Below are 12,486 nucleotides of genomic sequence, written 5' to 3'. Positions count from 1 at the left end.
TTCCTGTTTATAAAAAATAGTACAAAAACCTTCTCAAAGTAAATTCATTTTATTTTAGCCACGAATGAACGAATAAAAAGATTCATGCATTCGTGGCTAAAATAAAGTATTTCATTATGGTTGTGTCTTCGCCTAAAAGTTGGGAGAATATTGCAAAACCTTAATAATTAAATGTCAAGTAATCTCCTGTGGTAATTGATTTGTCCCAGATGGTAATCCAGATGAGCAATAAGGTGAATGAGAAAATAATTTGTAGACATTGCACCGTCAAAAACGATCAATGGATATTCTTTTTCCAGATCCTTTTCGGAGAGTTGACTAAGAGATGAATCTATCATTGCTGCTGTTGCCTGTACTTTTTCAATCAGTTCGGCTTTTGGAATGTTTTTTAATGAAAACTCCAGATCCCGTTGTCTTACGTATCCTGTTTTCCCCAGCTCTGCTCCGATAAAATGATTAAGGTTTCCAACTAAATGAAGACATAAATTACCTGCTGAATTGGCAATGTTTTTATCTACCTTCCAGATCGCATCTTCATTTTGATATGCTTCAATTTCGATTTTTAATTTATTTAAATCTCTTTTGTAAAGAGATTTCAGACTTTCTATAATCATGATTTTTTCTTTTTAAAGTTATTTAATTTTCTTAAGCTGAAATAAAAAATGGACACTGTTTTTATTCAGTATCCATTTTTTATGATATAGTTTTTTACAAATTTACTTTTGCTTCTTTGCCCAAAGCTCCATTTTTCTGTTCAATACATCTAAAGGAAGGCATCCCTGGCTTAACACTTCATCATGGAAGGCAGCTAAATTGAATTTTTCGCCCAGTTCTTTCTGATACTGATCTCTGAGTTCACGGATTCTTAATGAACCGATTTTATACCCCAAAGCTTGTCCGGGCATAGCCATATATCTTTCGACTTCAGCAGTAGCACTCGCTTCATCGTAGGAAATATTGCTTAAGAAGTACTTAATGGCTTCTTCTCTTGTCATTTTCCCGGTATGAATTCCTGTATCAACGACCAACCTTACTGCTCTAAGCATTTGGTCGCTTAAGTATCCCATTTTTTGATAAGGATCGGTGTACAGTCCGAATTCAGGACCTAGAGTTTCACAATAATGTGCCCAACCTTCTCCGTAAGCGCCAAACCAACCGAATCTCATAAACTTAGGAAGTTTTGTGTTTTCCTGTTGAAGAGAAACCTGATAATGGTGCCCAGGAATGGCCTCGTGTAAGAAAAGGGATTCCATGCCTGAGGTTACATTATATTTTGAAGGATCAGGTAGGGGAACATAAAAGATTCCCGGTCTTTTCCCATCAGGAGTCCCCTGGATATATTCCGCACTTGCACTTGCTTCTCTGAACTTTTCCGTCTGTCTGATCTCAAATTTTGTTTTGGGAGTGACATTGAACATAGTCTTCAGCTTAGGTGTAATTTTCGATAAAATTCCATTGAACCCTGCTAAAACTTCTTTTGAGGTTTTGTAAGGCATTGCCTTCGGATCTGTCTTAACAAAGTTGATAAATTCTTCCAAACTTCCTGAAAATCCTACTTGTTGCTTTACCTTTTCCATTTCTGCACGAAGCATGTTCACTTGCTGAACTCCTATTTTATTGATTTCTTCAGGAGATTTATTGGTTGTAGTCCAGCTTTTTACATAAAACTGATAAATTTCGTTTCCTTTAGGAAGACTGTTGTAACCATCTGTGTCTCTTCCTTTAGGCAAGTATTCTTTTTCTAAAAAGGTCCCCATTTTCGTATAAGCCGGGATGATCTTTTTGAGAATAGCTTCTTTGTATTGAGTTGTCAGTTTATCTTTTTGAGCTTTTGTGAAATTTTTCGGAAAGTTTTTAATTGGTCCATAGAAAATATTCTTATCAAGATCAGGAGAGATAATTTCTTCCGCTCTCATTTGAGGGATCATTTTGACAATCAGTTTTTTAGGAAGAACCACTTTATTAGTGATCCCGTCTTTAAAGTTTTCGATGGCACTGTCCATCCATAAAGGAAATTTATTCATCCTCTGTAGCCAGTCTTCGTAATCTTTTTCAGTTTTGAAGGGCTGGCTGCCTTCTCCACTGCCAAATAACGGAAAATTTAGAGGAAGACCTGTAAACTGAGTAAATGGGATGTATTCAGGATGATAGGCATAAGCCTCAATTTTATCTTTTAATGTATAATCCAATACATCATAAACCACTTTATCATCATCAGAAAGGCTTTTGTAATCAACTTTATCTAATTGATTCTGAATAGAATTATAAAAGGCTACTTCACCTGAAATAAAATCTTTGTCAATATTGATAGGTAGCTGATCGTTATATCTGGTGTCTCCTTGGGAAGTAGCATCCAATGGATACAGTTTAAGATATTGCTCGTAATAGTTGGACGCAATAGAATCTAAATTAGTAGGAGTAACTTTTGTTAAAGGAGAGTCAGACTTCTTACAGGAAGCCAGGCTTACTGCTAAACCTATACATATCATACCTTTCAATAAAACATTTTTCATTTTCGGAATCTTTATACCAGCAAAAGTAAGTAATATTAGGAAATCAAAACGGCTTAAAGAGCGGATTTTAGAAAAATAGTTTTCAAAATATTTTTCAAATTCAATCTATTTTTTATCTTTGCTGAAAACATTTAACAATCATATTATTACAGGTCTTTTTTAAGAAATAATGAAAGGGATTTTAAAAATTTACCATCCGGACGAAACATTAAAATACAATATAAGAAGCACTTATTGCAAGGCTGTTTATAGTAATCAACAACATTTTCTTGAAGTTGAAATCATAACGGATGATGGTTTGGATCACGTAGACGATGATTCTTTACAGTATAACTTTCCACAACTTTCACTTGAGGTTTTCGATTTTCCTATTGAATCAGGGGAAATTGAAGGAAAAACAATTAACATCAATGATTCTGACGAGGAAACCTACACTGAAGTGGATTTATTCGATGATGAAGATGCTTTTATCTATGATAATGAGCTTTTATTTGAGAAAAATGAAGAAGGTGAGCTGCAGGTTATCTGGAAGGGAACCATTGATGATTTCTACACGGGATCAGATACTCCGATTCCTTTTAGGCTCAAATGCGAATTTAAACAGGATGATATTGAAGTAGACGAAGATTAGTCTTCTCCGCTCTTCAATACTTTTTATATTCAAATTTCTTTTCAAATTCTTTTTGGAAAGAAATTTGCTGTTTATGATCTGTTAAAAAATTTAAGTTGTTTTTAAGCAATTTTTAAGAGATCAATTAATAATATTCCACTACTTTTGTCGTTTAAAACCATTATAAAATATTCACATTAATGCTGTTAACGGAACTTACTCAGATTTTATTTGCACAAATTGCTACACCCGCAGTTGCTACAGACGATTTAGAATTTTCATTCTGGAAAATAATGTTCCACGGAGGAGCCTTCGCTAAGATAGTGATGGGCACCGTGTTACTGCTTGGTGTGTTTTCTGTTTACCTGTTTTTTGAACGCTTTTTCTTTATTAAAAGGATAACATCAAAAACGGATTCAAACTTCATGGATAACATTGAAGATTTTATCAAGGAAGGGAAAATTGAAGCAGCGACAGATTATTGCAAAAGACAAAATTCGCCTGAAGGTAGAATTTTAGAAAAGGGAATTTCAAGATTAGGGCGCCCGGTTTCTGATATTGTAAGCGCTATGGAGTCTCAGGCTCAGGTAGAGGTGGCGAATATGGAGAAAAACCTAAATCTATTAGCCGTAGTTCCAAGTATTGCACCTATGTTGGGTCTATTAGGGACAGTAATCGGGATGATTATTGCATTCTTTAATTTAACACATGCAACAGGCTCTTTCTCTCCAAAAACACTTTCTGAAGGTATTTATACTGCCTTAGGACAAACAGCGGTCGGTTTGGCGGTAGCTATTCCTGCCAACTTTTTCTATAATATTCTTTTAACGAGAATAGATAAGTTTGTGCTTAGGGCTCAGAATATGTCTGGTGAATTTTTAGATCTTATCAACAAACCTTTATAAGTCTTTCTTATAAAATCGTTGTCAGAAAAAATTCATTTTAGAAATTATTAATAAAGCGATTCCATCTGACCGATAAAAATATTAGAATAAACAGATGAAAATTCAAAGAAGAAATAAAGCCAACCCAGAATTCAGTTTAGCAGCAATGGTAGATGTTATCTTGCTTATGCTGATCTTCTTTATGGTGACATCCTCTGCGGCAAACCAAAGCGCGATTGATGTCAACCTACCAAAGACGGGTGCTGTTGAGGATAATATTCCTAACCCTCTTACGGTTAGTATTAAGCCGGACGGGTCTTATTATGTAGATGATAAACCGGTTGCGAGAGAACAACTTGAGCAAACGATTGTAAATAATCTTAAGAATCAAACCAGTAAGTCTTTTACAATCAGGGCAGACGAAAGTACAATGCATAAGGATGTTGTTTTTGCAATGGAAATAGCAGAGAAATATAAATTCAATATTGCGATTGCAACAGTAAAGGATAAATAAACCAGGAATTGGTAAGCGTTAAAAAAATGAGAAGTTATACTGTAGACAAAAATGAACAAAACAGAGACCGGATAAAAAGTGGAATACTTTCTATTCTGATCTGGTCTGCTATCTTACTTTTTGTTTTTCTTTATAAATTAAAACCATTGCAGGAAGATAATAAACCTGAAGTGGTAACCACAATGCTCGTGAATTTTGGTGACAACCGAAACGGAAATGGGATTGAAGAACCCGCAGAGCAGGAAGGAAGTATCGCTGCTAAAGCAGAAGAGATTACTCCGGAGCCTGTGGAAGCAGCTGTTCCCGAAACAAAAACAGTCATTAAGCCTGAGCCGAAACCTGAGACAAAAAAGGCAGAGCCTAAAGAAAAAGTGGTAACAGGAAATAATAAGAAGATGACTGTTCCCAAAAAAGAAGAGTCGAAATCCAGTAAAAAAGAAACCTCAAGTTCATCCGCATCTAAAAATACTAAAAAGGCTTCCGCAACTACTGCAAATTCTAAAACAGGAAATGGAGATGGAAAGGGAAATGCAGCAATAGGTAACCTCATAAAGGGAAGAGGGACTAAAGCGGGAAGTCAAGGAACCGGGACCGGAATAGGAAATGCAGGAGATCCTTTAGGTGGAGATGGAAATGGAGACAGTAAGGTAGGAATAGACAGAAAATTGGTAGGATATATTCCAGGAACAATGGGAAGGGGTGGAGCACAACCTGCACATAATTGTACTGCTAGCGGCTCTATCACGGTTGCCTATACGGTTGATAAAGCAGGAAATGTAGTCTCAGCCAGGAGATCAGGAGGAGTATCAGATCCCTGCGTATCCTCTACCTCTGTAGCCTGGGTTAAAAAATATGTTAAGGCAGAAAAAGCCAGCACATCTTCTACAGGAAGTTATAAAATTACATTCTAAAATATAAAAGCACTTTATTCAAGTGCTTTTTTTATTTCGTTGATTCTGTTAATAATGGGCAGTGCAAAGATCCCACTGGTCTGGAGATACAATTCATAAAAAGTTTTTGCTTTGTCCAGAAAGTCAGTGTTGTTCGTTTCTTTTCCTTTAAAGTAGAACAGGTTTCCAAGCATTTCATAATAATCTTTACGATCTCTGTCTTGCCTTTCATTAACGATTGCAATAATCTCTTCTTTGGTTTTTGATGATATTTCTACAAAATCTATTTTAAAAATATCTTTCATCAGAGAATCAAAATCCAGTTCTTTTTGCATGAGACTTTCTTCCGGTTTATCCAAAATAAGTTTTTCTAATGCTTGAGTTAACTGACGGATTAATCTTAATGTGAATTCTTTATCTGTTATCATTTTGTTATTTATGGTTCTAACTAGTTATAAGTTGCTATGCATTATCATTACGTTTTATGCAAAAAACAAATAAGCCAATGCAATGGAAGTAATAACGCCTACTAAATCCGCCAGAAGCATGGCAATAACGGCATATCTTGTATTCTTAACGGCTACGGCTCCAAAATAAACTGCAATCACATAAAATGTGGTATCTGAGCTTCCCTGAAGAACGGCAGCTAATTTCCCCTGAAAGCTATCTGCTCCAAAAGTGGCCATGGTGTCTACCATCATTCCACGGGCTCCTGATCCTGAAAGGGGCTTGATTAAAGCGGTAGGTAAACCATCCACAAACCTTGAATCCAGATTTGCCGCATTTGCTACCCATTTCATCCCATCAATAATGACATCAAAAACTCCGGAGGTTCTCAAAAGAGAGATGGCAATCAACATTCCCACTAAATAAGGAATGATTTTAACACAGGTAGTAAAACCTTCTTTTGCTCCCTCAATAAAAGCATCAAAAACATTGATTTTTTTATAAACTGCCCCAAGTACAATCGCCAGGAAAATAAATAAAATAAGCCCATTGCTTAATACTTTACTAAACGTATCCAGTTCGTCTTTACTCAAGCGGACAAGGTATAATACCAATAATCCTATGATTGCAGAAATTCCTCCGACATAAGCGATCACAACAGGACGCAGTAAATTAATTTTCTGATATAGAGAAACAATAATCATGGCTGCTAACGTTGCCGTAAAAGTGGCAATCATACAGGGCAGAAAGATATCCGTGGGAGTCTTTGAGCCCATTGAAGCCCTGATAGCGATAATAGAAACTGGGATCAGAGTCATCCCTCCTGCATGGAGGCAGAGAAACATGATCTGGGAATTACTGGCCATGTCTTTATTAGGATTTAATGTCTGTAAGCTTTCCATTGCTTTCAGTCCAAACGGAGTTGCCGCATTGTCAAGACCTAGAAGGTTCGCACTGAAATTCATCAGCATATGTCCAAAGGCGGGATGGTTTTTAGGGATATCGGGGAATAATTTTGAAAAGAAAGGCTGGATCAGCCTGCTTAATAAATTAATTCCTCCTGCTTTTTCCGCAATACTCATAAAACCCATAAACAGAGTCATAATACCGATAAGCCCGATACAGATTTTAACGGCAGTTTCAGCTGTTCCAATAACTCCGTCAGCTTCCTGAACCCGATAAACTTTTACCTCCTGTTTTAGGGAATCTGTTTTATAGTGGATTCTGCTGTCAGCAAAATCGTTTTTTTTGATCAAGCTGTCTCTCACGATAGGAGAGAGGGAGTTTATTTTTTGTGTTGCAATTTGTACCGTATCACCTCCTTTCCCTACAACCATATCATTAAAAATAGTGCTGTAATGGCTGGAAGAAATGTATTTTATACTTGCGATTGCAATGGCAACAATAATAAAGGCGGACCAAATTCTGCTGAGAACCATTTTATTTAATTAATTGTTTAAACTTATCAAAAATACTTTAAACCACAAAGGCAGAAAAGTTTATTTTAAATAACACTTTAGGGCGCTTCAGTTAGTTTAAAATGAAACTGTAAGAAGCTCACATGAGATGAAATCTAAGGTTTTTCAAAGTGCCTAAGTGTATTTGTCAAGATAGTCATGGCTGAAATACAAATTATTTTTCATCAAGATATACCAGATACCCTTCGAAATCGTCATCCATATTTTTTAAAACTTTTGCCTCTTTCATTTTTTCTATTAAACCGTCGATAAAGAAGCTTTTTTCAAAAAACTGACGGTGTACACCGGGTAAAAGTTCCATGAAATAGTCCATTCCGATTTTATTGTTATGGAGATCCATTTTTGTTTCTAAAGGCTTATTAGGAAATAATTCTTCATGTAAATCTGTTATTCGTTTACAAAAATCCAGAGCCTTTTCCGGGGAAGATATTTTACTACAATACATGATAATAAAACAACACCAAAGCGCGTGTCTGAATGCATTTCCGATTCCGTTATTAGATGCTGTATCCGGAAAACGTTTTTGTGCTATAGTAAATGCTTTTACGGTAGCATGAAAACTTAATAAAGAAAACAGAGGATGCGGTAAAACGAGTGATAAAAGACGCATAATCTTTTTAAAACTCATCGACCGGATCGTATTGAAAAATATTTTGAAAGTTCTCATAAATAAAAATCTCTCCCTAATTAGAGAGAGATAATATTGTTTTTGTTATAAATATTAAGCATGTACTGCTAATAAATTTACTGTTTTAGAAACGACATCTTTAATTTCGGTTCTTTTAACAATGAAATCTACAAATCCTTTTTCCTGAAGGAATTCTGAAGTCTGGAACCCTTCCGGTAAATCTCTACCGATAGTTTCACGGATAACTCTTGGTCCTGCAAAGCCGATTAAAGCTCCCGGTTCTGCCATGATAATATCTGCTGTCATTGCAAAAGAAGCGGTGATACCTCCAAATGTAGGGTCACATAAATAAGCAATATATAAAAGACCTGCTTCTGAAAGCTGAGCCAGCTTAGCCTGTACTTTTGCCAACTGCATCAGAGAATATGTTGCTTCCTGCATTCTTGCTCCCCCAGACTGACAAATAATCATATAAGGAAGTTTATGTGCGATACAGTAATCTACAGCTCTTCTGATTTTTTCACCCATTACAGAACCTAAAGATCCTCCAATGAATGCGAAATCCATACAAGAAACAACCATTTCAGTTCCTTTTACAGTTCCTACGGCGTTTCTGATCGAATCCGTTAATTTTGTTTTTGCTTTTACTTCTTTCAGACGATCTGCGTAAGGCTTGGTATCTTTGAAGTTTAGAATATCAATACTTTCAACATTCGGATCCAGCTCAGTGAATTTACCATCGTCAAAAAGGATCTCAAAAAATTCTGCACTTCCTATTCTTACATGAAATCCATCTTCAGGAGAAACATAGTTGTTTTTTCTTAGCTCCTCGTGTTCTACTACTTTCCCGGATGGAGTTTGGTGCCAAAGCCCTTTAGGAACATCCTTTTTTTCATCAGTAGAAGTAGTAATGTTTTTTGCTTTTCTTTTAAACCAGTCGAATGCCATTTTTGTTTGTATTAATGTATAAATGTAAAATGTATTAATGTAAGGGTATTCATGGTGAGTACTTTTACATTAATACAAGTGTACAGTTTTTATTTTAAGGTATTTACGTTATTTAAGTCTTCAAAAGCTTTTACCAGTCTTGTTGAGAAAGTTTCTTCTCCTTTTCTTACCCATACTCTTGGATCATAGAATTTTTTGTTTGGTTTTTCTTCTCCGTCAGGGTTTCCGATTTGAGCTCTTAAATAATCAATATTATTAACCATATAATCTCTAACGCCTTCTGTGTAAGCAAACTGAAGATCCGTATCGATGTTCATTTTGATAACACCATAATCGATAGCCTCTCTGATTTCTTCTAAAGTAGAACCAGAACCTCCGTGGAATACAAAGTTGACAGGCTTCGGTGCTGTTCCGAATTTTTCCTGAACATATTTTTGAGAGTTATCTAATATTTTTGGCGTAAGAACTACGTTACCAGGCTTATAAACACCGTGTACGTTTCCAAAAGCGGCAGCAATAGTAAAGTTATCAGAAATTGCTTTTAACTTCTCATAAGTATATGCTACATCTTCCGGTTGAGTATATAATTTAGAATTGTCTACATCAGAGTTATCAACACCATCTTCTTCTCCTCCTGTAACACCTATTTCAACTTCTAAAGTCATTTGCATTTTAGCCATTCTTTCGAAGTATTTAGCAGAAATTTCAATGTTTTCTTCTAAAGGCTCTTCAGAAAGGTCCAACATGTGAGATGAATAAAGAGATTTTCCAGTTAATCTGAAATACTCTTCATTAGCATCCATTAAACCATCGATCCAAGGTAATAATTTTTTTGCACAGTGGTCAGTGTGTAAAATTACCGTTGCTCCGTAAGCTTCTGCAAGCGTATGGATGTGTTTTGCACCAGCAATTGCTCCTAAAATAGCAGATTTCTGCCCATCATTGCTTAATCCTTTTCCTGCATTGAATGCAGCCCCACCATTAGAAAACTGAATAATAACAGGGGAGTTCAATTTTGCTGCAGTCTCCATAACAGCGTTTACAGTGCTTGAACCAATAACGTTTACAGCGGGTAACGCAAATTTATTTTCTTTAGCATACTGAAAAATATCGGTAACTAACTGACCTGTGGCAACTCCTGCCGGAAAAATTCTGCTCATGTTTTACTTTTTAAATAAATTATTAGGTGTTGTAAAATTGTTGTAAAGGTAATAAATTTTGCTTAAATGCTAATTTCTTTTATCCCGTCCCCAAAGTAGTTTCTGACGGATGGTTTCATAGAAGCTTAAATTATTAGGTTGAACTAAAAGGAGCTGGAATGCAGCTTTTTTAATGATAATTTCTTTATCTGTTTCTATGTGTATTAATCTTGAATCTAAAGAAAGGGAGTACTGAGGTACACGGCTTTCTACTTTGAATTTTATTTCAACACGATCATTAACAACCAAAGGTCTTACATTCAAATTATGAGGGGCAATCGGAGTAATGACAAAATTTTCGTTATTGGGAGAAATAATGGGACCGCCGCAACTTAACGAATAGGCAGTGGAACCGGTAGGAGTGGATACGATCACCCCATCTCCCCAGAATACATTTAAAAATTCATTGTTAATATAGGAGTCCACTGTAATCATTGACGTTGTTTCTTTCCTTGAAACGGTGACGTCATTGAGTGCATATGGGAAAAATTCTTCCGATCTTGGAGAAACCACTTCAATTACAGAGCGGCGGCTGGTTTTTACATCTCCTTTCAGGATTGCATCAAGTTCTTTAAAGGCTTCCTCCTTAGTAAAGCTGGCCAAAAATCCTAATCGTCCTGTATTAACTCCGACAACCGGGATTTCAAGATCTTCTATGAAAGTCAGAGAGTTAACAATGGTTCCGTCTCCACCAAATGTGAAGAAAAGATCGACTTCTTTATCAATAAGATCCTGTTTGTTATTGAATGTTTCAAAAATTTTTGAAAACTGAAGAGCTTCAGCCATTTCATCAAACAAAACAGATTTTACGCCTCTGCCCTCAAGCTCTGAAACAAACTTGCTTAAATATAAAAAAGTATCAAGATCTTTTTTTTGAGAATATATAGCTGCCTTCATGTTATATTTCTATAAATTTTTGGAAAAAGCCAAACCGGTCTTTAAACAGGTCTGTTTTTTCATCCGAGTAGAATTTTTCAACAATTCTATAGTCATATCGGTCAAAAGTAGCATCAATGGAAGCTAGGTTTTCATTGCTGATTTTGATGGTAACACGTACGACTTCTTCGGACATAAAACTGATAAAGCCACCATAAAATTTTGAATTGTTGCTTTCCACAATATTGGCGATTTCCGTCATCGAATATTTTCTTGCAGGAGCTTCTACTGTAAGAATAGCTCCGGATTCTGAAAATAAAGCATAACGGGACAAATCCTGAAAAGCATCTTCACAGGTGATGTATCCCAAATATTTTTCGGTCTTATTGATCACCGGGATCACATTTGAGTTGAAGGTATAAAACAACCTGATACTATCCATGATGTTGTTATCCTCAAGAATAGCAAATCGTTCTACCTGATGCTCAAGATCCTTAAGTGTTCCTTCGGCTTCGTAAAGAAAATCTTTAGCAATAGCTCCGTAAAAATGGTGGGATTTTTTGATGAAAATATGGGTATATCCAAAGTCTTCTAATGTACTTCTTGCTGATTCTATTGAGTCAGTCAGGCTAAAACATGGGAAATCCTTTGAGATATAGTCCTTGATAAACATTGTGCTAATTTATAAAAAATTAAACGAATCTGTTTTGTAATATTCGGTTTTTTTTTCGTTAAAAAGAAAAAATAGAACCAAAAATTTGTTTGTAAATAAAAATAAAGTATCTTTGTCGCCTTTCATTTTTACTTTTTATTAGATTTATTTCAAACTGCACTGTCTTTTAGGCATATGCAGTTTTTTATTTTAATGCTTTTGCAAATTCCCACATCACAATTCCTCCACAGACACTTACATTTAAAGAATGTTTTGTTCCTAATTGGGGGATTTCTAAAAATACATCAATATTTTCTAAAGCCTCATCACTTATTCCTTCTACTTCGTTTCCAAGAATTAAGGCGTATTTCTTTGTTTTATCAATGTTAAAGTCAGTGATCATCGTACTATTGCTCGTCTGTTCAATACCAATGATTTCAAACCCTTGGCTTTTTAAATCCTGAATGGTAGTATTAATATCTTTTTCATGAGCCCAATCAACACTTTCTGTAGCACCCAAGGCTGCTTTGTGAATTTCACGGTGAGGAGGCTGGGGAGTGATTCCACAAAGAATAATTTTTTCAATTAAAAAGGCATCAGCTGTTCTGAATGTGGCACCCACATTATGCATACTTCTTATATTGTCTAAAACGATAATCAGGGGAATTTTTTTAACTTTTTTAAAGGTTTCGACATCTATTCTGTTGAGCTCTTCCAGTTTTAATTTATGTACCAATGTATTATTTTGTAGAGATTAATTTTCTGTTTTTTTCAATGCTCTCATTTTCGCGATAACAAACCAGGATTCTTCCTTTTATTATTTACGAATTTGACTACTCTTTGGATT

14 protein-coding genes are annotated in these 12,486 nt (G+C 35.5%); 4 read left to right on the top strand and 10 right to left on the bottom strand.

Annotated elements, in window-relative coordinates; translation table 11 throughout:
* Window positions 1-167: 167 nt before the first annotated feature.
* Both CJF12_RS13955 and CJF12_RS13950 read right to left on the bottom strand, forming a co-directional pair.
* Window positions 168-614: a DinB family protein gene (locus CJF12_RS13955; protein ID WP_034684668.1), complete on the bottom strand. Its 447-nt coding sequence runs from the start codon at window positions 612-614 to the stop codon at window positions 168-170.
* A 102-nt stretch (window positions 615-716) separates the two neighbouring features.
* The gene (locus tag CJF12_RS13950) at window positions 717-2,513 is read right to left on the bottom strand and encodes a DUF885 domain-containing protein (protein ID WP_034684671.1); all 1,797 of its coding nucleotides are present in this window, start codon (window positions 2,511-2,513) and stop codon (window positions 717-719) included.
* Between the two features lie 169 nt (window positions 2,514-2,682).
* Between CJF12_RS13950 and CJF12_RS13945 the strand changes: the two genes are divergently transcribed.
* The 4 genes from CJF12_RS13945 (at window position 2,683) to CJF12_RS13930 (ending at window position 5,432) form a co-directional block, all read left to right on the top strand.
* Entirely contained in the window at window positions 2,683-3,144 is a 462-nt protein-coding gene (locus CJF12_RS13945) for a hypothetical protein (RefSeq protein ID WP_034684673.1), read from the top strand.
* Window positions 3,145-3,323: 179 nt separating this feature from the next.
* Window positions 3,324-4,028 (top strand): MotA/TolQ/ExbB proton channel family protein, encoded by a 705-nt coding sequence (locus CJF12_RS13940; RefSeq protein ID WP_034684675.1) that lies wholly within the window; start codon window positions 3,324-3,326, stop codon window positions 4,026-4,028.
* Between the two features lie 94 nt (window positions 4,029-4,122).
* Window positions 4,123-4,521, top strand: coding sequence for an ExbD/TolR family protein (locus CJF12_RS13935; RefSeq protein WP_034684678.1), 399 nt, complete (start codon window positions 4,123-4,125; stop codon window positions 4,519-4,521).
* Window positions 4,522-4,547: 26 nt separating this feature from the next.
* Window positions 4,548-5,432 (top strand): hypothetical protein, encoded by an 885-nt coding sequence (locus tag CJF12_RS13930; protein ID WP_034684728.1) that lies wholly within the window; start codon window positions 4,548-4,550, stop codon window positions 5,430-5,432.
* Between the two features lie 14 nt (window positions 5,433-5,446).
* Here CJF12_RS13930 and CJF12_RS13925 read toward each other — a convergent pair whose 3' ends face one another.
* The 8 genes from CJF12_RS13925 to CJF12_RS13890 form a co-directional block, all read right to left on the bottom strand.
* Window positions 5,447-5,839 carry a hypothetical protein gene (locus CJF12_RS13925; RefSeq protein WP_034684681.1) on the bottom strand — a complete coding sequence of 131 codons (393 nt, stop codon included), beginning with the start codon at window positions 5,837-5,839 and terminating at the stop codon, window positions 5,447-5,449.
* A 54-nt stretch (window positions 5,840-5,893) separates the two neighbouring features.
* Window positions 5,894-7,297, bottom strand: a complete 1,404-nt coding sequence (locus CJF12_RS13920) for a nucleoside recognition domain-containing protein (protein WP_034684684.1) — start codon at window positions 7,295-7,297, stop codon at window positions 5,894-5,896.
* 193 nt (window positions 7,298-7,490) lie between these two features.
* Window positions 7,491-8,003, bottom strand: a complete 513-nt coding sequence (locus CJF12_RS13915) for a DUF6973 domain-containing protein (RefSeq protein WP_034684686.1) — start codon at window positions 8,001-8,003, stop codon at window positions 7,491-7,493.
* A gap of 54 nt (window positions 8,004-8,057) precedes the next feature.
* Window positions 8,058-8,912: an acetyl-CoA carboxylase, carboxyltransferase subunit beta gene (accD, locus tag CJF12_RS13910; protein WP_034684689.1), complete on the bottom strand. Its 855-nt coding sequence runs from the start codon at window positions 8,910-8,912 to the stop codon at window positions 8,058-8,060.
* An 89-nt stretch (window positions 8,913-9,001) separates the two neighbouring features.
* Window positions 9,002-10,072, bottom strand: a complete 1,071-nt coding sequence (gene fbaA / locus CJF12_RS13905; RefSeq protein WP_034684691.1) for a class II fructose-bisphosphate aldolase — start codon at window positions 10,070-10,072, stop codon at window positions 9,002-9,004.
* 69 nt (window positions 10,073-10,141) lie between these two features.
* Window positions 10,142-11,008, bottom strand: a complete 867-nt coding sequence (locus CJF12_RS13900; RefSeq protein ID WP_034684694.1) for an NAD kinase — start codon at window positions 11,006-11,008, stop codon at window positions 10,142-10,144.
* Between the two features lies 1 nt (window position 11,009).
* Entirely contained in the window at window positions 11,010-11,660 is a 651-nt protein-coding gene (locus CJF12_RS13895) for a CBS domain-containing protein (protein ID WP_034684696.1), read from the bottom strand.
* Window positions 11,661-11,844: 184 nt separating this feature from the next.
* Window positions 11,845-12,375 carry an RNA methyltransferase gene (locus tag CJF12_RS13890; RefSeq protein WP_034684700.1) on the bottom strand — a complete coding sequence of 177 codons (531 nt, stop codon included), beginning with the start codon at window positions 12,373-12,375 and terminating at the stop codon, window positions 11,845-11,847.
* Window positions 12,376-12,486: the final 111 nt, after the last annotated feature.

The sequence above is a fragment of the Chryseobacterium piperi genome (assembly GCF_002285635.2).
GTDB classification, from domain to species: Bacteria; Bacteroidota; Bacteroidia; order Flavobacteriales; family Weeksellaceae; genus Chryseobacterium; species Chryseobacterium piperi.
The sequence above is the reverse complement of the archived record's forward strand: the minus strand, read 5'-3'. Positions and strand labels throughout refer to the sequence as shown.